A 20,321-nucleotide genomic window follows, 5' to 3' on the forward strand; every position below is an offset into this window, starting at 1 on the left:
GGGGCGCCGTCGTGACGAGCCCGCAGCAGTTCTTGCTCCCCGACGTCGGCGAGGGGCTGACGGAGGCGGAGATCCTCGCCTGGTCGGTACAGCCCGGCGACGTCGTCGAGGTCAACCAGATCATCGTCGAGGTGGAGACGGCCAAGGCCGCCGTCGAACTTCCCTCGCCCTACGCGGGCGTGGTCAGCGCCCTCCACGCGGAGGTGGGGGACCTGCTTCCGGTCGGCAGGCCGCTCATCACGATCGACACCGGCGCACCGGGAGAACCGGACGGCGGGGCTGTGCCGCAGCAGCCAGAGGCGGAACAGGCCGCACTGCTGGTCGGTTACGGTCCGCAGGGCGCCGGTGCCGGTCGTCGCAGGAGGCGTCCCGCGCACCATGTGCAGCGTCTGCGTGCGGAGAGCGTTGAGGTCAGTGCCCCGGCCCCTGCCGCAGCTCGGCCGGCGGCCAAACCGCCGGTCCGTAAGCTCGCCAAGGATCTCGGGGTCGACCTGACGACCGTCGCCCCCACCGGCCCCGGGAACACCATCACCCGCGAAGACGTCCGGCGCGCAGTCCCGGAGACGCTGTCGGCTCCGGCTCCCGAGACCACTCGGGGTTCCGAAACACGTATACCGATCAAGGGAGTTCGCAAGCACACGGCCGCCGCCATGGTCGCCTCCGCGTTCACCGCACCGCATGTCACCGAGTTCATCACCGTCGACGTCACCGCCACCATGCGGCTTCGTGAACTCGTCGCCGGGCGCAGGGAGTTCCGTGATGTGCGGGTCACTCCGCTGCTGTTCTTCGCCCGGGCTTTCCTGATCGCGCTGGCCAAGACCCCTGAGGCGAACAGCAGTTGGGACGAGGCGGCGCAGGAGATCGTCCTGAAGCACTACGTCAATCTCGGTGTGGCGGCGGCTACGGACCGTGGTCTGGTCGTGCCGAACGTCAAGGGCGCGGACCGGATGCCGTTGCTGGACCTGGCCCAGGCGCTGGCGGACCTCACCGCGACCGCCCGCGCCGGCCGCACTTCCCCTCAGGACATGACCGGCGGCACCGTCACGCTGACCAACGTGGGGGTGTTCGGCGTGGACACCGGAACGCCGATCCTCAACCCGGGGGAGGCCGCCATCCTCGCCGTCGGAGCGGTCCGCCGTATGCCCTGGATCGTCCAGGACGGCGACGGAAACGAACGCATCGAACCGCGCTGGGTCACTCAGCTCGCGCTCTCCTTCGACCATCGGCTCATGGACGGCCGGCAGGGCTCCGAGCTGCTGGCGAATACCGCGCAGATCCTGCACGAACCGGGGCTCGCGCTGCTGTGACGGTTGCCGCGCTGCTTCATCTATCTGGCCTGATAGGCAACTTAATTTGCCCATGAGGTTGACGTGGGTGGGGCTGGACCGTGACTCTGTGGGGAGACCGAGGGGCTCTGGGATCTCAGGAGGAGCGGGCTATGGCTACGTTCGTACTCGTGCACGGTTCGTGGGGTGGCGGCTGGTGTTGGGACCGGTTGCGCCCCCTGTTGGAGAGCGCCGGGCACACGGTTCTCACGCCCACGCTAACCGGCCTCTCCGAGCGGAGCGGGCTCTCCGCGCCGGACGTCGGCCTGGGTGTCCACGCCCGGGAAATCGCCGAACTCCTGGAATCCGAAGGGGTGGTGGACGCGATCCTCGTCGGGCACAGCTACGGCGGGATGGTGATCACGGGCGCGGCCGCGCTCGCCCCGGACCGGGTCGGGCAGGTGGTGTACGCGGACGCGTTCGCCCCCGTGACCGGCGAGTCGGCGTTCACGATGCTGCCGTGGCTGGAGAAGGCGTTCTCCGAGTCGCCGGGTCCGACTGAGTGGGAGGTGGCGGCGCTCGACCCCGGGTTGCTCGGGGCGGACGACGAGGCGGCGGCATGGCTGTCGAGCAGGATGACCCCGATGCCGCGCCTCACCCACGAGGAACCGCTCGGTCCCGGCAGTGAAGACGCTCTGGCGGGCAAGGCGGTCACCTACATCTACTGTGCCGATCAGGCCCTCTTCACCGATATCGCCGCCTCGGCGGAGAAACGGGGATTCCGGGTCCTGGCATTGCGCGACATCACCCATGTCGGCCTGCTCACGAGCCCGCACATTCTCGAGCGGGAACTGCTCAACCTCGTGTAGGCGGAGGCCGTCGGATGTACCTGGCAGGCCCGGTCTATTGCCTCAGGGGCATGTTAGTGTGCGGGAATGCCGATCGAGGACACTGATCTCTGGGTTGCCCAACGCCTCAAGGACATGCGGGGCGAGCGGGGCATCACCCTGACGACACTGGCCGAACAGACCGGCATTTCCTCGGCGCATCTCTCGCGCCTGGAGAAGGGCGTGCGCAAGCCGTCCATCGGTGCCCTGCTGCAGATCGCGCGCGTTTACGGCGTATCCATCAGTGAGTTGGTCCAGGAACCCGATCAGGACGACTTCCATCTGGTGCGTGCCGACGCGGCGATGACGCGCGACGGGCAGGACGGCCGTTACACCGTCCTGAGCGGGCCGCGGGAAACCATGTCCGTCATCCGGGTCGAATTGACACCCGGCAAGAACACCAAGACCGCCCGGCACGTCGGCGAAGAATGGCTGCACGTGTTGGCAGGGGCGATCACTCTCGATATTTCGGGCGTATCGCTTCAACTCGACACCGGGGATTCGGTGCACTTCGATTCGTCGAAGGAGCATCGTCTCACCAACAAGGACGATGCCGTCGCGACCGTCCTGATCGCATCAACAGCGGCGACTGTTCCGATGCGGCACCCCATTCCGGCGTCGTCACGTCGCAACTCGGCGGACTCGCGCTGAGGAGTGCGTGAACGCGCAGGGTGCACGTCGGTCATTCCAGGAGAAATAGGGAAGGCTCACGATGTCGTCACCCATTGCGCTGAATCCTGCCGAACTCCCGCCCCTCACCGGCGTGATCTCCCACGGCCTCGCCATTCCCGAGCTCGGACTGATCTACACGTCCGGGCAGGTCGCGTGGGACGCCAAGGGGGAACTCGTCGGTCGAGGCGATCTGGCGGCACAATTCACCAAGGCCTACGAGAACATCGACGCGGTCCTGGCGGCCGGCGGTTCGAGCCGCGGCAAAATCATCAAGGAGACGATCCATCTCGTCGGGTACGACACCGACAACGCGGAGCAGTTGATCGGGCTCATCGCCGGTTCCCGGGGAGCGGGACAGACGCCGCCCGCGAGTACCTGCGTGGGCGTGGAGACTCTCTTCGCCGAGGGCTATCTGGTCGAGATCGAGGTGGTCGCGACCTTGTGAGCGGTCGCGCCGGCCCGGGTAGCATCGATCGGTGACCAAGACGCCAGGCGCCGCCCCGACCAAGGTCGGCATCACACTCGACCGTGTTGTCGAGGCCGCATTCGTCGTCCTGCAACGGGACGGCTTCGCCAAACTCTCCGCCCGCGCGGTGGCGGCCGAGCTCAACGTCCGGATGAACACGGTGATGTGGCACATCCGGACCAAGGACCGGCTGCTCGGTCTGATGGCGGAATCCATCCTGGGCGAGGTCGACCTGGAGAACCTGCGCGGAGACTGGCGTGAGCAAGTGGCCGAACTGCTCGGGCGGTTGCGGCAGGCGATGCTCGGACACCGGGACGGCGCCCTGCTGGTCGCCGGTACCTTTCCCGTCGAACCGAACACGTTGGCCTTTTCCGAGCGGGTGGTGACGCTCCTCTTCGAGGGCTGCCCCACACGCAAGTCGGCCGCGTGGACGTCGTGGAGCCTTTTCTATTTCACGCTCGGACTCGTCCAGGAGGAGCAGGCGACACCGGCCGCTTTCCACGACCGCCTCCGGGAAACGGTGGACGAGCGGCATTTCCCGGGCCTCCACTCGGTGCTGGAGGACTACGTCTCCTTCGACTACAGCGAGCGCTTCGACTTCGGAATCGAGCAGATCCTCCAGTCGGCCCCGACGACCAAACCGCGTCCGCGCAACGCGAGTTGACGGTGCGTCGGGGTGCCGTAGCGCTCGCCGCCCTCTGATCGACGATGTGCCGTCGCGCCTCAGGAGCCGAACGCGTTTTTGGAGACCTCGTCCCAGTTCCGCCACTCGTCGAGCCGTGCCTGGTACTCCTTGGTGATCCTCTCCAGTGGACCTTGACCGAAGAAGATCCGCAGGGGCGGCTGTTCCGCGTCGACCACGGTGAGGATCGCCGCCCGAGTCGCGCTCGGGTCGCCTCGCCGGGAGGAAATTCCGCTCATGGCCGCGCGGAAATCGTCGTAGGCCGGAAGGTGCTCGGTCTGCACCGCGGAGGGTCCCGCCCATTCGGTGGCGTAGCCGGCCGGCTCGACCAGGGTGACCTTGATGCCGAAGTCCTTCACCTCGGCGGCGAGGCTCGCGGTGAAGCCTTCCAGGGCGAACTTGGAGGCGTGGTAGAGGCCGAGTCCGGGCAGTGAGGTGACGCCGGCGACGGACGACACCTGGATGATGTGGCCGGAGCCGCGGGCGCGGAGATGGGGGAGCACCGCCTGGGTGACCCAGAGCGCGCCGAACACGTTGATCTCGATCTGGTCCCGGGCCTGCTGCTCGGTCACCTCCTCGACCATGCCGAAGAGGCCGTAGCCCGCGTTGTTGACGACGACGTCGAGCTCGCCGAACGTGTCGACCGCCCGCTGCACGGCCTCGAACGCGGCCGCGCGGTCGGCGACATCGACGCGCAGCGGCAGCACCGCGTCGCCGTACTTCTCGACCAGGTCGTCGAAGGCGGCCGCGGAACGGCTGGTCGCGGCGACCCGGTCGCCCCGTTCGAGCGCGGCTTCCGCCCATTCCCGGCCGAATCCCTTCGAGGCTCCGGTGATGAACCACGTCTTCGCCATGATCGTCCTCCTGGAGTGCATGCTCTTGTTCGCTGACCAACACGACAAGTGAACTTGGTCAGTGACCAAGATGTCAACTCCGGGCGGGTCCCTTGTGTGGTGACCAAGTGGCGCGGTACGGTCTTGGTCGTCGACCAAGGTTATTTTGGGTGCGAAAGGATCATTCCGGGCAATGAACGCGACTGTGCGCCATCGGGATTTCTTCCACGGCATGTTCACGTGGATATCCGGTCTGAGTGACGCCGGGAATGCCGGCACCCTCGACGACATTCACCGGTTCTGGGCGGCTGACGCGCGCATCATCACCTGCGGTCACGTCAGGGCGGCCGGTATCGACGAGCTCCGGAAGCACTTCGGGATCTATCCCCAGCAATACGAAGAGGTGGAGATCCGGGAGCCGTACTACACGTACCTGGAGTCGGGGGACGAAGTCGTCATCGAGTACGACATCCTGATCCGCGGGCGGCATCGTGAAGGTGCGGCGGGCGATGGAGACACCGGGCGGCAGGAATTCCGTGTGATCGCGGTCTTCTCCATCGCCGACGGCAGGATCTCGGAAATGCGTCAGGTCTCCGGCGCCAGGGCGGGAGATGCCTGACCGTCGCCGAGGCCCATGCCCAACGCGCCCTGATCCGTGCCCCGTTGCGGGGGGAGGCACGGATCAGGGCATCGGATCGGAGCGGTGGTTCAGGACTTCACGGGCTTGCCGCGGCCCCACGCCCACGCCAGCCGGTCGGCGCCGGACTGGTTCGTGGTGACCAGCCAGGGGCGGGCCGCGTCGCCGATGAGCTTCTGGATCGAGTACGTGTCGTCGGTGCGCAGGCCGGGCCAGTACACCGAGCCCATGCCGAGCTTGCGGAACGTGTCGGTGTCGGCCTGGATGAAGTTGACCGAATTGTCGGCGGGCGTCGGCACGTCGTAGTTCAGGCCCGTGGTCATCGGGGCGCCGAACTCGTCGGCCACGGTGCGGTTCGCGCAGTCGCCGAGGCGCTCCTTGAGGTCGCTCACCCACTGGTCGTAGGTTGCGTAGTCCTTCCAGAACCCGTAGTGGTGCAGCGAGAGATACGTGCCCTTGAGGCGCGGGTCGGCGCAGACCGTGGTGACGTGGTCGTTGTAGCCGGCGCCGCTGACGAAGACGCGGTTGCGCGGCACCGTGCGGTAGGTGTCCAGCCACTTGGCGGCGAGGTCGGCCCACTCGGCGTCGGTGTAGCCGTGCGGCTCGTTCATCGGCTCGAAGTAGACCCGCTCGTTGTGCTTGTAGGCCTTGACCACGGTGTCCCACATGGGCCAGTACGTCGCCGGGTCGTCGATGAAGCCGTCCTTGTTGGCGCCCGTCCCCTCCCAGTACGAGACGATGACCTTGAACCCCTGCGCCGTCGCCGCGTCGATCACTCCGCGGTACGACTTCCAGTAACTGCCGTTCACCGTGTACGGGTTGATGGGCAGCCGCACCGTGTTGGCGCCGAGGTTGGCGCGGAAGGCCGCGATCACCCGGGTCGCCTTGGCGTACGTCTGGGCGTAGCTGTCGGAGAGCGACAGGCCGGACAGGACGACCGGGTCGTCGGCGTAATTGTCGCGCGGGTCGGCCCAGTTGACGCCCTTGAACTGCGAGGTGTTCGTGCTCGGCGCGGCGGAGGCGGGGCTGCCGGCCAGCGTGGTGCCGGTGACCGCGGCGATCGCGACGGCCACGAAGGTGGCCCGCAGACGGGTTCTGGCGGGGATGGTGCGCATCGACTTGCCCTTTCAGGAATGGCGACTCCGCGCATGGCGAGGCCTGCGCGCGGCTGAGCGGCCGTCGGAACAGATACCGGGCGGAACGGATGACGTCGGCTCGTCGTCCCAAGTCCCGGTGAGTTCAGTGGTGTTGGGGGAGTACGGGCACGGTGGGCCCTGCTCGCCGGGAGCCTCCTGTCCCCCTTCCTCCACCGGCCGCGACGCGGTGTTTGCGTAAACATGCTGCGTCGGAATCGTCGGCCGGATCTGCCGGCCGAGCCGGCCCGTTGAGATGTTTACGCAAACATGGCGGCGCCGGAATCGTGGCATCCGGCACCGCCGTCGTCAAGGTTTCCCGCACGTAACGTCGCCCGCGTCCCGCGGCGGGGCTACGGCTTGATGGCCACCCCGGTCCACAGGCTGACCTTGGCGTCCGTGGGCGCCTGGTCCTCGGACCACTCCTCGGTCAGCGGGTCGGGGCGCCAGCGGTACGCCACGGCGATGCCCGGGTCGAGCAGGTCGAGCCCGGTGAAGAAACGCGCGACCTCGTCACGCGTGCGGACCTGCACCGGTGTCCCGCCCTCCTCGTAGATCGCGGTGACCTTCGCCCAGGGCTCGGGGTCGAAGTCCGCGGTGACGTGGCTGATGGCCAGCGCGCTGCCCGAGGGCAGGACCGACAGCAGCCGGTCCACGATCCCGTACGGGTCCTGCTCGTCGGTGACGAAGTGCAGCAGCGCGTTCAGCGACAGCGCGACCGGCTGGCCGAAGTCGAGTATCTCGGCGACTTCGGGCGAGTTGAGGAGCGTGTCGGGGTCGTTCACGTCCGCCTGGACGTACGCGGTGCGCCCCTGCTGGGTGCTGCGCATCAGGCGCTCGGCGTACTTCAGGACCAGCGGGTCGTTGTCGGCGTAGACCACCCGGGCCTCGGGCACCACGGACTGGGCGACCTGGTGCAGGTTCGGCTCGGTGGGGATGCCCGTGCCGATGTCGAGCCACTGGCGGATGCCGTGCTCCCGGGCGAGCACACGGGTGGCCCGGTGCATGAACCCGCGGTTCTCCCGGCCGGCGACGAAGACGCCGGTGAAGATCTTCGAGACGGATTCGGCCGCCTGCCTGTCGACCTCGAAGTGGTCCTTGCCGCCCAGGTAGTAGTCGTACATGCGGGCGGAGTGCGGCCTGCTGGTGTCGATGTCCCGCGCGGCGTGGGCGTTGGTCATGCTCTCCCTCTCAAGTGGTGTACGTCGGCGTCTCGGGCAGGTCGCAGCCGGGCCGGCTCCAATTCCCCACGCCCGTGGTCTGGTTCAGCCTGCCATCAGATGGTCGGCCAGGCCCCGCTTGACCCCGTCGACGAACGCGGCCATCTCCTGGGGCGTGTAGATCAGAGCGGGTCCGGCGGGATCGGTCGACTGGCGCAACGCGACGCGCCCGTCGGCCAGTTGCTTGGTCTCCACGCACTGACCTCCGTTGGGACCGCTCCAGGGGCATTCCCAGCCCTGCTCGCCGAGGTTCGACGCGGGCATCCCGTTGTAGACCTTGTCGTCCGTGGTGGTCATGAGTACTCCTTGCGCATGCGGTTCAAGAGCGCCTTGCTGTCCGCGGACGAGGTCAGCAGCGACATCCTGTTGTGCGCCTCCAGATGGGCCACGACATCGGACCGTTGGTCCAGATACATGGAGGCGGAGAGGATCTCGCTGTAGACGATGTCGGGCAGCTCCGGTTCCTGGAACCGGAAATAGGTGAAGGGTGCGCACGCCCCGACGTGGGCACCCGCCGAGAACGGGACGATGTCGACACTGACGTGGTCCAGTTCCGAGACCTCGAGGAGCCGGTCTATCTGGTCCCGCATGACCGCGGGACCGCCCACCACCCGGTGGAGCACGGCTTCTTCCAGCACCGCCCACAGCGTGGGCGAGTCCGGCCTCTCCAGCAGACTCTGGCGGCGCAGGCGTAACTGCACCCGCCGTTCAAGGTCTTCGTCGTTGTCGTTCGGGAAGCCGCCGCTCAGCACGCCTCGCGCGTAGTCGTACGTCTGGAGGAGTCCCGTGACGTAGTGCGGCTCATAGGTACGGAGGGTCTTGGCGCCGGTCTCCAGGCTCACGTAGGCGGTGAACCAGCCCGGCAGCACATCGCGGTAGGCGTGCCACCAGCCGGGCTCGTTGGCGCGGTCCGCGAGAGCGACGAACTCCTCGATCTCCTGGCGGTCGGCGCCGTAGGTCTCCAGCAGCTTCTCGACATAGAGCGGTTTGAGGCCGACCTCGGCCTTCTCCAGACGGCGGATCGTCAGGGAGGTCACCCGCAGGGCCTTGGCGGCGTTCTCCAGGGACACGCCCGCGTCCTGTCGCCGCTCCTGCAGCCGCCGGCCGAGGATCATGCGCAGAACCGTGGGTGCACCCGCGCCGGTGCTCGACCGACCTTCGCTCACGCCCAACCTCCTGAGGGACTGTCACCGGCATTAGTCTGACAGCGACTTGGTGATGTCGCCAGACAGAAACCGACGTTCTGAAATTATCAGGGAGTCGGTTGCAGCTTGAACTGAGCTATGGGCATAGTTACTTGTGTGAGCGACCTCGGCCTCAGGCTGGAACACCCCATCCACGGCAGGCCTGTTGCTGATGCCGTGCGTCTCCCGCCTGCGCCCGCCCCCGATGGAAGGCGAACCACCGTGTCCCCCCACACGACTCCCTCCCCGCAGCTCTTAGACGTCGTCAGCCCGGACCTGGCGCACTGGCTGGAACTTCCCGCGCACCGCTCCGGCGTCCGGACCGCCCGGCACGCCATGGGCGCGCAACTCGCCAAGTGGCAGCTGCCCGAGGGCGTACGCGACGACGCGGTCCTGCTCATCTCCGAGCTGGCCACCAACGGGGTGTGCCACACACCCAGCGCGAGACTCCTCTGCGGTGTCGGTCTCGTCACCGACCGTAGTCTGCGCATCGAGGTCCACGACCACGACTACACGGGCAGTGATCTCGCCCGCTGCGAGCCGTGCGTCGACGACGAGAGCGGGCGCGGACTGTTCATCGTGCAGGCCATCGCGGACACTTGGGGGGTCGACCGGTCGGCGCTCACCGGCGGAAAAGCCGTGTGGGCCACACTGTCCACCGGCTACTGACGCCGGACACGCGGAGGGGGCGAGGACGCCCGCGGCCTGTTCAGGTGGTCGCGGGCGTCAACTCGGCCAGCAGCAGGGTGCGGTCGTCCGCCCCGGGCGTCGCGGACGGGGCCCGCAGCAGCCGTTCGCACAGCGAGGGGAACGTCTCCGGTCCGCCGTCCGGCGTGGGCTCGGCGGCCGCCGTGTCCAGGGCTTGGGCGAGACCGGCGATCTCCTGGTCGATGTCGGCGTGCCGCGACTCGACCAACCCGTCGCTGTACAACAGCAGTAGGGCCGGTTCGTCGATGGTCAGCACCGTGGCCTCGTAGTTGCCCGTGCCGAGCCCCAGCGGCAGTCCGGCGCTGGCGAGCGTGACCGGCAGGGCCGGTCCGTGCGGGCCGCGCAGCAGCGGCGGCGGGTGGCCGGCGCCGACCAGCGTGCAGGAGTGCGCCCGGGCGTCCCACTCGGCGTAGATGCAGGTCGCGAAGGACGCGCCCGGGGTGTCGTAGGCCAACTCGTCCAGCCTGCGCATGAGTTCGGCCGGTTCCATGTCGAGGCGGGCCAGCGTGCGCACGGCGGTACGCAGCTGGATCATCGCGACGGCGGACTCGGGGCCGTGGCCCATCGCGTCGCCGACGACCAGGCCGACCCGACCGCCGGGGCGGGGCAGGACGTCGAACCAGTCGCCGCCGATGATGTTGCCCTGGCCGGCCGGGAGATAGCCGTGCGCGATGCGGCAGCCGTGGAACGCCTGGGCCGGGTCGGGGAGCAGGCTGTTGCGGATGGCCAGCGCGGTGCGGCGCTCGCGTTCGTAGCGGCGCGCGTTGTCCAGCGCCACACTGGCCCGCGCCGCCAGTGACTCGACGGCCACGGCCTCGCCGGGCAGGAACGGGTCCCGGTCCGGGCCGCGCGTGCACGCGATGAACCCGACGGTGGCGCCCCGCAGTTGGAGCGGGACGACGAGGAAGGACGCCGTCTCCAGCAGGTCGTCTATGCGCCGCGCGTCGCCGCCCGCGGAGGCCAGCAGCCGCTCGGAGGTGTGCTTGTCCACTCCGTCGAGGACCTGCGAGTGCCCGCTGGCGAGGGCGCGTGCGTACGGGGTCTCGCGCGGGAAGACGACCACCTCGCCGACCGGCAGCACCCCGTCCCAGCTCTCGGGCGCCTCCGTGCCCACCCGCACCGCCAGCCGGCGCGCCTCTATCTGCGGCGGATCCACGGCGGGATACGCGTTCTCCTCCAGCACCCACCGCTCCAGCAGATACACCGACGCCGCGTCGCAGAACCCGGGCGTCAGCGCGTGCACGACATGGCTGCCGGTCAGCCGCAGGTCGAGCTCCGAGCCGATCACGTCCGCGGCGGGGGCGAAGGCCTGCCTGCGGCGTGGGGGCCCGGCAGAGGGTGCGTCACCGTGGTGACTGCGCGGTTGGTTCCGCAGGGTCGTGCCTTTCCGGGTGGGGACCGGCCGCGTGGCGTGGGGGCAAGCGGTCTGCCGTGTTTTCCTCGGCAACTATATGATGACGCGTCAAGGAACCTGGGGCGAAAGGGAGTTGTGGTGCAGGACAGCGCAGGTCTGCCGCAGGGGATCGATCCTCGCAAGGCGAGTGTCGCCCGAATGTACGACGCGATGCTGGGCGGTGAACACAATTTCGCCATAGACCGCGAGGCGTTGGCGGCCTTCACCGCGATCGACCCCCAGGTGCGCACCCTGGCCCGCGCCAACCGCGACTTCCTCGGCCGGGCCGTGCGCTTCCTGGTCGACTCCGGCGTACGGCAGTTCATCGACCTCGGCTCGGGCATCCCCACCCAGGGCAACGTCCACGAGGTAGCGCAGGCCGCCAGCCCCGGAGCCCGCGTGGTCTACGTGGACAACGACCCGGTGGCCGTCGCCCACAGCACCTCCCTGCTCGCCGACAACCCGGACGCGGACATCGTCGACGGCGACATCCGCAGACCGGCCGACGTCCTGTCCTCGCCGCAGGTACGGAAGTTGATCGACTTCGAGCAGCCCGTCGCCGTCCTGATGATCACGATCCTGCACTTCGTCTCGCCCGCGGAGGACCCGGCCGGCATCGTCGCCGCCTTCCGCGACGAACTGCCCGACGGCAGCTGGCTGGCGATGAGCCACGCCACCAACGAGGACCGCCCGGACACGGCCGCCGCCGTGGGCAAGTTGTACAGCTCCAGGGCGACTTCGCCCGTCACCGCCCGTTCCTACGACGAGATCCTCGGCCTGTTCGACGGCTTCGACCTCGTCGCGCCCGGCCTGACCTATGTCCCCCTGTGGCGCCCGGACCCGGCGGACGAGATCCCCGAAAACCCCTCCGAGTACTGGGTCTACGCGGGCGTCGGCTCCAAGAACGCGTAGGCCGCGGGCACTTCGGCCGCGGAAAACGAGGCGCGCGCCCCGGATTTGGCCGGATGAGGGGGAATGAGTCGCGAGAACCGGGGCAGGGGCCTCTTGTCGACAGTTTCTTCGGACGAATGGGGTGGGCGTTATGGCAGCCGTGACGGCAGCGGAGGCACCGGCCACGGCGGGACGGCGGACGACGGCCGGAGAGGCGTTCCCGATGACGGGGGAGGCTCTTCCGCTGATCGCCGAGCCGTCGAAGGTGAGCCCGAAGGACGCGCGTGAGCTGTCGCGCCAGTTCTTCGACCGGCTGGCCTCGCTGGAGGAGGGCACCCACGAGCACCAGTACGTGCGCAACACCCTGATCGAGATGAACCTCTCCCTCGTGCGCTACGCGGCCGCGCGCTTCCGCAGCCGTAGCAACAACGAGATGGAGGACATCGTCCAGGTCGGCACGATCGGACTCATCAAGGCGATCGACCGGTTCGAGCTCACCCGCCAGGTGGAGTTCACCTCGTTCGCCGTCCCCTACATCGTCGGCGAGATCAAGCGCTTCTTCCGCGACACCAGTTGGGCCGTCCACGTGCCGCGACGGCTGCAGGAGGCCCGCGTCGAGCTGGCCAAGGCGACCGAGGAACTGCGGTCCCGCCTCGGCCGTACGCCGACCACACGTGAGCTGTCCGAGCTGATGTGCCTGACCGAGGAAGAGGTCATCGAGGCCCGCAAGGCGTCCAACGGCTACACCTCCTCCTCGCTCGACGCCGCGCTCAGCTCCGACGCGGGCGCCGAGGGCGAGACCGTGCTGGCCGACGTCATCGGCTCGGACGACCCGGGTCTCGAACTGGTCGACGACCTCAGCTCCTTGGCCCCCCTCATCGCCGAACTCGACGAGCGCGAGCGGAAGATCATCCACATGCGCTACGTCGAGGAGCGCACCCAGGCCGAGATCGGCGAGGAACTCGGCGTCTCCCAGATGCACGTGTCCCGGCTCATCAGCCGGATGCTCCGCCGCCTGCGCGCGGGGCTGCTCGACCCCGCGGTCGCCTGACGGGCGATCCGGCCCAACAATCCGGGCTGTTGGGTGATTTCACCCTCCCCGGATGTCCGTTCTGCGGCACTCTCGTACTGTGGCCGGGCCGGCACCTCAGGTGCCCGCCCGGCCGTCGCGGGGTTGCCGGAAGGGGGAGTTGTGGCGTGGCGGAGTGAGGAGTTCGGGGAGTCCCACGAGGGCATCGTGGGGGCGGTCCTCGCCGACGGCAGTGAGCCGAAGTCCGTGTATCTGGATGTGGGCAGCGGCAGTTCCATGTTCGAGACACGTGAGTGGTGGGCCTACAACGGCTGGCTGGGCCGGCCCAAGGCGGCTGCCTGGCGGGCCTCCTGCGCGTGCGGCTGGCGCGGGGACGGCCATCCCATCGACTGGGACCAGGTCGAGGACCACGACCTCGACGACCTGGACACCTCCGGCGCGTACGACGAGTGGTGGGAACACATCCACGCGGTCGAACGCCGGACGGTCCCGTTGCCGGAGGAACTCTCCGAGCTGATCGAGCAGTTGGAGGAACGCCTCGACGCGCTCTCGGACGCGGCGCCGGTCGCCGCGCTGAAGGCCGTGGCCATCCTGGAGCGCCTGGCCGCCCGGGTCGGCAAGGAGGCGGCGTACGGGGCGCAGGCCGACGACGTGCCGGGCGAGGCGCTCGGCAAGGCGCTCGGCCTGAGCGTGGACAACGCCCGCTCCCGGCTCGACCGCTACCTTCGCGCCTACTACTGATCGACGGACAGCGGGCGGGAAGGGCAGCTGGAGGCGGGTGCCTGTGGTGCCGTGCCGCCAAGGGGGCGAGGGTGCGTGCCAGACTGGACGTACCGCTCGCCCCGCTCCGTAGCTCCCGCACTTCACCGAGGTTGTCCGTGACCAAGCCCCCGGCCCGTGTCCCCCAGCGAAGCAACGCGCGCTCCAACCGGGAACGCATCCTGGCCACGGCCCGCCGGGAACTCGGACTGAACCCCGACATCACCCTGGAGGAGATCGCCCGCGCCTCCGGCGTCGTACGGCGCACGCTGTTCGGGCACTTCCCCGGCCGGGAGGCATTGCTGGAGGCGCTGGCCGAGGAGGCGTCGGAGGCCCTGCGGGCAGCGCTGCCCGCCGATTCGGCGCCGTCCGGTGCGGAGCCGGCCGAGCGGGCGTACGCGCGCTTCGTGCTGTCGATGTGGACCGTGGGCGACCGCTACCGGCTCCTCCTGGCGCTGGCCCGGCGCGACCTGGGCGTGGAGCGTGTCACCGAGATCCTGTCACCGGCCCGCGGCGCGGCCACCGCCATCCTGGACCGCGGCCAGCGCGACGGCGTCTTCCACACCCAGCTGCCGGCCGTCGCGCTGAGCGCCGGACTCGAAGCCATGGCGATCGCCCTGCTCGAAGAGGTCAACTCCGGGGAGTTGGAGGACGACGGGACCCATGTGGCGGTCGCCTCGCTCATCGCGGCCGGTGTGCCGGAGAAGCAGGCGCGGGTCGTGGTGGACGAGATCGCGCCGGGGGACGGCGCCGTCGCGGACGACTGAGCCTCAGGCGTTCCCGTACGACGAGTCGCCCTCCACCGCATCGCCCCGCGAGCCGTCGTCGGACCTGAAGGTGACCGACTTGCCCGACAGCCGGGCGGTCAGCCCGCTCTCCGTCGCGGTGACGGAGCGCAGGTGCAGGCCCTGAGGGATGTTGCGCAGCTGGATGGGCCGCTCGAAAACCCTGCTGAGCGCGACTCGCCCCACCTCGGGGAGCAGACCGCCCGTGACCTGGAAGTCCTTGAAGGAGATGCGGTTGCCTGACAGCACCGAGACGGTCGTCGCCACGGTGATGTCGTCGCCGGTGGGCAGCAGGACGCTCGCGCGGACCTGGTCGGGACGGGCGCCCCGCGAGATCTCCAGCCCCAGGGCGTCGGACACGTCCGCGTAGGACAACAGGGCGGTCGCCTCCGCCGAGCGGGCCAGTGCCTCCGTGTCGTCGTCGGACCTCTTCAACTCCTGCAGTCGCAGGGAGAGTTCGCTCACCGGCAGCGGGCCGGTGGTACCGCTCGCCGGTATGTCGTGCGCGGTGATGTCCACGTCCCGCAGGGTGCCGGCGGCCAGCTGCGTCAGCACGGGGAAGCCCCGCACATGGACCTCCGGCGCCGAGGGAGTGTGCATGCCCTCCTGGAACGCCTTGGCCGTACGGGACTCCACCCGGGCTGCCGCGAAGCGGTCACCGGCGACGGGCACGAGGACCAGCGCGAGCAGCGCGCCGAGGGCGATGACGACCGGTCGGCGGTTCCGCCGGGGCGGGCGGGCGTCACCGGGCTCGTACGCGGCGAACGTGGCGTCGGCGTAGTCGTACGGGTGCATGGGTCTCCTTCAGCGCGGGATGTGACGGGATTCAAGGGGACGGCCGCAGGCGGTGAACCGTGGTGGTCGCGAGGTCGGGTCCGACGCCCATGGCGATCAGGGCCGAGGTGGTGGTGGCTGTGCCGTCGTCGGTCCAGAGGCCGGAGTTGACGCTGTCCAGCAGCGCCAGCACATGTGCCTCAAGGGCTCTGCCGAGCGGGCCCGGCGGGACGGTGGCGTGGAAGACGCCCTGCCGCTGACCGCGGGCGAGGATCCCGGTGACCGCGTCACGGGCCGGGCCGAGCAGCGCGCCGACCCGGTCGGGGCCGAGGTCGCGGTGGGCGAGGGCGATGAGCATGCGGTAGCGGTCGCCGACCGGCCAGAGCGTGAGGACGACGCGGGCCAGTGCGGTCACGGCGTCCGGCGTCGGCGCCCGGGCGAGGGCACTCGCACGCCGTACCGCCTCCCCGGCGTCCGCCGCCAGGCCCTGGACGAGCGCGGCCCGACCGGCGAAGTGCTCGTAGAGGGTGCGCCGCGCGACGCCGGCCGCCTCCGCGATGTCCCCGAGGCTGCTGTCGGGGTCGCGGCCCAGTTCCCGCCGGGCCGCTTCCAGGATGCGGGCGCGGGTGGCGTGCGCCTTGGCGCTGCTGCGGCCGGTCACTTTGGCACCTCCTGGCGGGGCTGGTTCGTCCCGGCATAGTTGCACATCGCTGAGCAATAAAATAGTCTGCACATCAGTGAGCAATTAATGCCGTCCTGGAGTCTGCGATGCCGCTCTTCGTCACCACCCCCGTCGACAAGATGACCGGGCCGTACACACGGCGCTGGTCCGCCCTGATCGTGCTCTGTCTGAGCCTGCTGATCGTCGTCATGGCGAACACCTCGCTGATCGTGGCCGCCCCCGACATGACCACGGACCTGGGCCTGAGCAGCAGTGATCTGCAGTGGGTCATCGACGGCTACACCGTCCCGTACGCCGCGCTGATGCTCGTGCTGGGCGCGATCGGCGACAAGTACAGCCGTCGTGGCGCGCTCCTCACCGGCCTGGTGATCTTCGCCGGGGGATCGGTGATGGGCAGCCTGGTCCACGAGACCGGGCTGGTCATCGCGGCCCGCGCGGTCATGGGTGTGGGTGCGGCCGTGGTCATGCCGGCCACGCTGTCCCTGCTGGTCGCGATCTTCCCGAAGCGTGAGCGGGCGCGGGCCATCACGGCCTGGACCGCCACCTCGGGCCTGGCCATCGCCGTCGGCCCGCTGGTCGCGGGCTGGCTCCTGGAGGACCACGCCTGGGGTTCGACGTTCCTGATCAACGTGCCCATCGCCCTCGCCGCGGTCGTCGGCGCCCTCGTCCTCGTCCCGCCGTCCAAGGCGGAGGGGATGGGCCGCATCGACTACGTGGGCGGTCTGCTCTCCATCGTCTCGGTCGGCAGCCTGGTCTACGCGATCATCGAGGGCCCGCACTTCGGCTGGGGCGCGGGTCCGGTCACCGCGGCCGTCGTCGCCGCGATCGGTCTACCCGCCTTCGTGGCCTGGGAGTTGCGCCACCCGCACCCCATGCTCGACGTCCGCAAGTTCGCACAGCGGTCCTTCAGCGGCTCGATGATGGCGGTGCTGTTCTTCTTCTTCGGCACGTTCGGCGCGATCTACTACGCCACGCAGTTCCTCCAATTCGTCCTCGGCTACGACGCGTTGGAGACGGGCGTACGACTGCTGCCGCTGGCGGGTGCCGTGTTCCTCGGCGCCGTGGTCACCGGGCGGCTGACTCCCAAGCTGGGCATGAAGCCGATGGTCGTGACCGGCATGGTGCTCGGCACCGTCGGCGTCCTCCTGCTCACCCAGGTCGACAAGGCCTCCACCTACGGCGACTTCCTGCCCACGATGATGCTGCTGGGCTTCGCGATCGGGCTCAGCGTGTCCCCGGCCACGGACACGATCATGGGTTCCTTCCCGGAGAACGAGCTGGGTGTCGGCGGCGGTGCCAACGACACCGCGCTGGAATTGGGCGGCTCCCTCGGTATCGCCATCCTCGGCTCGCTGCTGGGCACCACCTACAAGGACAAGCTGACCGACCTGGTCGGCGGCCACCTCCCCGCCGCCGCGCTGGACACCGCCAAGGACTCGGTCGGCGGCGGCCTGGCGGTCGCCCAGCAGATCGCGAAGACGCCCTCCGCCGGACCGCAGCAGGCACAGGCCCTGGTCGACGCCGTGCACGAGGCCTTCGCCCACGGCGTTGCCCAGACCAGCCTGGTCGGCGGGATCATCATGGCCGCCGGCACGCTGATCGTCCTCGCGGTCCTGCCGGGCCGCCGAGCCACCAACGCGCCCGAGTCGGAGGAGACGGCGACGGAGACCGGCCGCGAGCAGGAGCACGCCGACTCCGTCTGAACTCCTCGACACGCACCGCCCGTTGGCGGGCCCGCCCGAAGACGAGGAAGCGAGAGAACATGTCCACCCCGTACCGCATCGACGTCCACCAGCACCTCCTCCCGCCCGCCTACCGGAAGTTGATGGACCGTCACGAGATGACGGCCGGCGGCTGGCCCACGCCGGCCTGGGACGCGGAGAGCGCGCTCGCGATGATGGACCGCCGGTCCATAGCCACCGGCATCCTCTCCATCAGCTCACCGGGCACCCACTTCGGCGACGACACGGAGTCCCGCGCGATCACCCGAACTGTCAACGAATACAGCGCGGAACTGGCCAAGGACCACCCCGACCGCTTCGGCTTCTTCGCCAGCGTGCCCCTGCCCGACGTGGACGGCGCGCTCGCCGAGACGGCGTACGCACTGGACGAACTGCGCGCGGATGGCATGGTGTTGATGTCCAACGTCTACGGCCGCTACCTCGGCGACAAGGAATTCGAGCCGCTCTGGGCCGAGTTGGATGCCCGCGCCGCCGTGGTCTTCGTCCACCCCACCGCACCGCCGATACCCATGCTCGAAGGCATGCCCAGCCCGCTGCTGGACTTCCCCTTCGACACCACCCGCACCGCGGTGCACATGACGCTCAACGGCGTGATGAGCCGGCACACCCGGATGAAGGTGATCCTCTCCCACGCGGGCGGCTTCCTGCCGTACGCCGCCTGGCGGTTCACCGCCGGCGCCCAGTTCAACCCCGGCACCACCCCCCTCGGCATCCTCACCGACCTCCAGCGCTTCTACTTCGACACCGCGCTGTCCTCCACCCCGGCCGCCCTCCCTTCCCTGCTGGCCTTCGCGGGACCCGGACACATCCTCTACGGCAGCGACTTCCCCTTCGCCCCCGAGGAGAGCGGCGGAATCCTCGACTCCCTCCTCGACGGCTACGACGGCTTCGAGCCCGGCCAGCTCGACGCGATCAACTCCGGGAGCGCGAAGGAACTCTTCAAGAACCGGTACGGCAGGGGCGACGAAGTGGCCGCCCGGTGAGCGGAGTTCGACCCCGCGCCGAGGACGGCGCCTACGACGTGGCGGTGATCGGCTACGGCCCCACGGGAGTCACCGCCGCGAACCTCCTGGGCGCGCTGGGCCTGCGGGTCGTCGTGCTGGAGCGCGACGCCGAGATCTTCACCCGGGCCCGGGCCATCTCCACCGACGAGGAGGTCGTCCGCATCTGGCAGCGCGTCGGCCTGGCGGAACGGCTCAAGCTCGACATGCTCCCCGAACGCCCCGTCGACTTCGTCGACGCCCGCGGCCGCCCCTTCCTCACCGCGCACCCGACCCCGCGCGGCCACGGCCACCCACCGCAGATGTTCATCTACCAGCCAGCCCTGGAACGCGTCCTGCGCAACGGCGCCGACCGCTACCCGAACGTGGAGATCCTGCTCCGCCACGAGTGCCTGCGGGTCCAACAGGGGCCGGAGAGTGTGGAGTTGACGGTGCTCGCCGCCGACGACTCCGTACGACGTCTGCATGCCTCCTACGTCATCGCCGCCGACGGCGGCTCCAGCCTCACCCGCGCGCAGCTCAACGTGGGCTACGAGGGACGGACGTACGAGGACCGCTGGGTCGTCATCGACACCGAGATGCTCGAGCCGTGGCCGGACCACGACCGGCTGCGCTTCCGCTGCGATCCGGCGCGGCCCGCCGTGGACTGCCCGACACCGCTGGGCCATCACCGCTGGGAGTTCCCGATCCTCCCGGGCGACGACGAACGCCGGCTGACCACCGACGACGCGGTGTACGACCTGGTGTCCCGCTACGGGATCGGCCGGGACAACGTCAAGGTCCTGCGGGCCACCGTCTACAGCCACCATGTGCGCTTCGCCGCCCGCTTCCGCGTGGGCCGCGTCTTCCTCGCCGGTGACGCCGCCCACGCGATGCCCCCGTGGATCGGCCAGGGCATGGCCGCAGGCGTCCGCGACGCGGCCAACCTGTGCTGGAAACTGGCCGCCGTACTGCGCGGCGAACTGCCCGACACGGCCCTCGACTCCTACGAGGCCGAACGCAAGCCGCACGTCAAGGAGGTGACCCGGCGGGCGGTGTTCGTCGGCCGGATCATCACCGAACGGCGGCCTGCGGCAGCCCGGTTGCGCGACGCGGTACTGCGCCCGCTCAACCGGATACGGGGCTTCGGCAAGTGGCTGCAGGACTCCAACTGGATACCCGTCGCCCACTACGCCGACGGCCTCCAGGCCCACCCGCGCACCAAGGCCTCCGGGCATCAGCTCCCGCAGCCCTGGGTGACCGGACCGGACGGGGAGCGCGTCCGCCTGGACGACGTGCTCGGCGGCCGCTGGCTGCTCCTGCACGCCGGACCGCCCACGCCCCAACCCGCCTGGGTTCGCCTGGGCGTTCCCTCGCTGACCGTCACGCCCGCCGGATCCCGTCCCGCCGAGGACACCCTCGTCGACAGCGACGGCGTGCTGCTGCCCTGGCTGACCAGGCACCGGGCGGCCACGCTCGCCCTGCGCCCGGACGCGTACGTCTATGCCGCCGCCCGCGCCGGGGCCCAACTCCCGCCGCCACCCGCCGGATTCGCCCCGGTGCGGTGCACGACCGCCTCGACCACGCAGTGAGGAATC

The 20,321-nt window shown here is 69.6% G+C and carries 22 protein-coding genes; 14 read left to right on the top strand and 8 right to left on the bottom strand.

The features are described 5' to 3' along the window. The first annotated feature begins 11 nt into the window (after positions 1–11). The 5 genes from OO69_RS07670 to OO69_RS07690 all read left to right on the top strand — a co-directional run bounded on the left by OO69_RS07670 (position 12) and on the right by OO69_RS07690 (position 3,954). Positions 12–1,307: a dihydrolipoamide acetyltransferase family protein gene (locus OO69_RS07670; RefSeq protein ID WP_033279698.1), complete on the top strand. Its 1,296-nt coding sequence runs from the start codon at positions 12–14 to the stop codon at positions 1,305–1,307. A 131-nt stretch (positions 1,308–1,438) separates the two neighbouring features. Further along, the gene (locus OO69_RS07675) at positions 1,439–2,134 is read left to right on the top strand and encodes an alpha/beta hydrolase (RefSeq protein ID WP_033279699.1); all 696 of its coding nucleotides are present in this window, start codon (positions 1,439–1,441) and stop codon (positions 2,132–2,134) included. Between the two features lie 66 nt (positions 2,135–2,200). Further along, positions 2,201–2,803, top strand: coding sequence for a helix-turn-helix domain-containing protein (locus OO69_RS07680; RefSeq protein WP_033279700.1), 603 nt, complete (start codon positions 2,201–2,203; stop codon positions 2,801–2,803). A 61-nt stretch (positions 2,804–2,864) separates the two neighbouring features. Continuing rightward, the gene (locus OO69_RS07685; RefSeq protein ID WP_033279701.1) at positions 2,865–3,269 is read left to right on the top strand and encodes a RidA family protein; all 405 of its coding nucleotides are present in this window, start codon (positions 2,865–2,867) and stop codon (positions 3,267–3,269) included. 31 nt (positions 3,270–3,300) lie between these two features. Next, positions 3,301–3,954: a TetR/AcrR family transcriptional regulator gene (locus OO69_RS07690; protein WP_033279702.1), complete on the top strand. Its 654-nt coding sequence runs from the start codon at positions 3,301–3,303 to the stop codon at positions 3,952–3,954. A gap of 59 nt (positions 3,955–4,013) precedes the next feature. Here OO69_RS07690 and OO69_RS07695 read toward each other — a convergent pair whose 3' ends face one another. Further along, on the bottom strand, positions 4,014–4,826 hold the full coding sequence (locus tag OO69_RS07695; protein WP_033279703.1) for an SDR family NAD(P)-dependent oxidoreductase: 813 nt from the start codon (positions 4,824–4,826) through the stop codon (positions 4,014–4,016). Between the two features lie 172 nt (positions 4,827–4,998). Between OO69_RS07695 and OO69_RS07700 the strand changes: the two genes are divergently transcribed. After that, entirely contained in the window at positions 4,999–5,424 is a 426-nt protein-coding gene (locus OO69_RS07700) for a nuclear transport factor 2 family protein (RefSeq protein ID WP_033279704.1), read from the top strand. Between the two features lie 89 nt (positions 5,425–5,513). On the opposite strand, the gene OO69_RS07705 is transcribed toward OO69_RS07700, so the two are convergent. The 4 genes from OO69_RS07705 to OO69_RS07720 form a co-directional block, all read right to left on the bottom strand. Next, positions 5,514–6,557 carry a glycoside hydrolase family 5 protein gene (locus tag OO69_RS07705; RefSeq protein ID WP_033279705.1) on the bottom strand — a complete coding sequence of 348 codons (1,044 nt, stop codon included), beginning with the start codon at positions 6,555–6,557 and terminating at the stop codon, positions 5,514–5,516. A gap of 371 nt (positions 6,558–6,928) precedes the next feature. After that, positions 6,929–7,756 carry an SAM-dependent methyltransferase gene (locus OO69_RS07710; RefSeq protein ID WP_033279706.1) on the bottom strand — a complete coding sequence of 276 codons (828 nt, stop codon included), beginning with the start codon at positions 7,754–7,756 and terminating at the stop codon, positions 6,929–6,931. 84 nt (positions 7,757–7,840) lie between these two features. After that, on the bottom strand, positions 7,841–8,092 hold the full coding sequence (locus OO69_RS07715; protein WP_033279707.1) for a DUF397 domain-containing protein: 252 nt from the start codon (positions 8,090–8,092) through the stop codon (positions 7,841–7,843). After that, the gene (locus tag OO69_RS07720; protein WP_033279708.1) at positions 8,089–8,961 is read right to left on the bottom strand and encodes a helix-turn-helix domain-containing protein; all 873 of its coding nucleotides are present in this window, start codon (positions 8,959–8,961) and stop codon (positions 8,089–8,091) included. Before OO69_RS07720 ends, OO69_RS07715 begins: the two co-directional genes overlap by 4 nt. 240 nt (positions 8,962–9,201) lie before the next feature. Here OO69_RS07720 and OO69_RS07725 point away from each other — a divergent pair, with 240 nt between their 5' ends. Then, on the top strand, positions 9,202–9,648 hold the full coding sequence (locus OO69_RS07725; RefSeq protein ID WP_051800832.1) for an ATP-binding protein: 447 nt from the start codon (positions 9,202–9,204) through the stop codon (positions 9,646–9,648). 40 nt (positions 9,649–9,688) lie between these two features. Here the strand turns inward: OO69_RS07725 and OO69_RS07730 are convergent, their stop codons facing one another. After that, positions 9,689–10,975 (bottom strand): PP2C family protein-serine/threonine phosphatase, encoded by a 1,287-nt coding sequence (locus OO69_RS07730; protein ID WP_234444365.1) that lies wholly within the window; start codon positions 10,973–10,975, stop codon positions 9,689–9,691. A 204-nt stretch (positions 10,976–11,179) separates the two neighbouring features. On the opposite strand from OO69_RS07730, the gene OO69_RS07735 reads away from it, so the two are divergent. The 4 genes from OO69_RS07735 (at position 11,180) to OO69_RS07750 (ending at position 14,527) form a co-directional block, all read left to right on the top strand. Then, entirely contained in the window at positions 11,180–11,992 is an 813-nt protein-coding gene (locus OO69_RS07735) for an SAM-dependent methyltransferase (protein ID WP_033279914.1), read from the top strand. A 130-nt stretch (positions 11,993–12,122) separates the two neighbouring features. Next, the gene (locus OO69_RS07740; protein ID WP_420707856.1) at positions 12,123–13,022 is read left to right on the top strand and encodes a SigB/SigF/SigG family RNA polymerase sigma factor; all 900 of its coding nucleotides are present in this window, start codon (positions 12,123–12,125) and stop codon (positions 13,020–13,022) included. Between the two features lie 141 nt (positions 13,023–13,163). Continuing rightward, on the top strand, positions 13,164–13,742 hold the full coding sequence (locus tag OO69_RS07745) for a hypothetical protein (RefSeq protein WP_033279711.1): 579 nt from the start codon (positions 13,164–13,166) through the stop codon (positions 13,740–13,742). Between the two features lie 137 nt (positions 13,743–13,879). Beyond that, positions 13,880–14,527, top strand: coding sequence for a TetR/AcrR family transcriptional regulator (locus OO69_RS07750; RefSeq protein ID WP_033279712.1), 648 nt, complete (start codon positions 13,880–13,882; stop codon positions 14,525–14,527). 3 nt (positions 14,528–14,530) lie between these two features. Here the strand turns inward: OO69_RS07750 and OO69_RS07755 are convergent, their stop codons facing one another. Then, positions 14,531–15,340: a DUF2993 domain-containing protein gene (locus OO69_RS07755; protein ID WP_033279713.1), complete on the bottom strand. Its 810-nt coding sequence runs from the start codon at positions 15,338–15,340 to the stop codon at positions 14,531–14,533. A 31-nt stretch (positions 15,341–15,371) separates the two neighbouring features. Then, positions 15,372–15,980: a TetR/AcrR family transcriptional regulator gene (locus OO69_RS07760; protein WP_033279714.1), complete on the bottom strand. Its 609-nt coding sequence runs from the start codon at positions 15,978–15,980 to the stop codon at positions 15,372–15,374. Positions 15,981–16,087: 107 nt separating this feature from the next. Between OO69_RS07760 and OO69_RS07765 the strand changes: the two genes are divergently transcribed. Genes OO69_RS07765 through OO69_RS07775 form a run of 3 tightly spaced genes read left to right on the top strand, consistent with a single transcriptional unit; the run spans position 16,088 to position 20,315 of the window. Further along, complete coding sequence (locus OO69_RS07765) at positions 16,088–17,704, top strand: MFS transporter (RefSeq protein WP_033279715.1); 1,617 nt, start codon at positions 16,088–16,090, stop codon at positions 17,702–17,704. A gap of 59 nt (positions 17,705–17,763) precedes the next feature. Then, positions 17,764–18,726 carry an amidohydrolase family protein gene (locus tag OO69_RS07770; protein WP_051800833.1) on the top strand — a complete coding sequence of 321 codons (963 nt, stop codon included), beginning with the start codon at positions 17,764–17,766 and terminating at the stop codon, positions 18,724–18,726. Beyond that, on the top strand, positions 18,723–20,315 hold the full coding sequence (locus tag OO69_RS07775; RefSeq protein ID WP_033279716.1) for a bifunctional 3-(3-hydroxy-phenyl)propionate/3-hydroxycinnamic acid hydroxylase: 1,593 nt from the start codon (positions 18,723–18,725) through the stop codon (positions 20,313–20,315). Before OO69_RS07770 ends, OO69_RS07775 begins: the two co-directional genes overlap by 4 nt. Positions 20,316–20,321: the final 6 nt, after the last annotated feature.

This window comes from Streptomyces sp. NRRL F-525, assembly GCF_000716605.1.
GTDB lineage: Bacteria > Actinomycetota > Actinomycetes > Streptomycetales > Streptomycetaceae > Streptomyces.

Excerpts from the sequence above, each read along its gene's own strand:
- OO69_RS07675 (WP_033279699.1), top strand. The coding sequence starts at position 1,439 with ATGGCTACGTTCGTACTCGTGCACGGTTCGTGGGGTGGCGGCTGGTGT.
- OO69_RS07680 (WP_033279700.1), top strand. The coding sequence starts at position 2,201 with ATGCCGATCGAGGACACTGATCTCTGGGTTGCCCAACGCCTCAAGGAC.
- OO69_RS07685 (WP_033279701.1), top strand. The coding sequence starts at position 2,865 with ATGTCGTCACCCATTGCGCTGAATCCTGCCGAACTCCCGCCCCTCACC.
- OO69_RS07695 (WP_033279703.1), bottom strand. The coding sequence starts at position 4,826 with ATGGCGAAGACGTGGTTCATCACCGGAGCCTCGAAGGGATTCGGCCGG.
- OO69_RS07700 (WP_033279704.1), top strand. The coding sequence starts at position 4,999 with ATGAACGCGACTGTGCGCCATCGGGATTTCTTCCACGGCATGTTCACG.
- OO69_RS07705 (WP_033279705.1), bottom strand. The coding sequence starts at position 6,557 with ATGCGCACCATCCCCGCCAGAACCCGTCTGCGGGCCACCTTCGTGGCC.
- OO69_RS07710 (WP_033279706.1), bottom strand. The coding sequence starts at position 7,756 with ATGACCAACGCCCACGCCGCGCGGGACATCGACACCAGCAGGCCGCAC.
- OO69_RS07715 (WP_033279707.1), bottom strand. The coding sequence starts at position 8,092 with ATGACCACCACGGACGACAAGGTCTACAACGGGATGCCCGCGTCGAAC.
- OO69_RS07740 (WP_420707856.1), top strand. The coding sequence starts at position 12,123 with ATGGCAGCCGTGACGGCAGCGGAGGCACCGGCCACGGCGGGACGGCGG.
- OO69_RS07755 (WP_033279713.1), bottom strand. The coding sequence starts at position 15,340 with ATGCACCCGTACGACTACGCCGACGCCACGTTCGCCGCGTACGAGCCC.
- OO69_RS07765 (WP_033279715.1), top strand. The coding sequence starts at position 16,088 with ATGCCGCTCTTCGTCACCACCCCCGTCGACAAGATGACCGGGCCGTAC.
- OO69_RS07770 (WP_051800833.1), top strand. The coding sequence starts at position 17,764 with ATGTCCACCCCGTACCGCATCGACGTCCACCAGCACCTCCTCCCGCCC.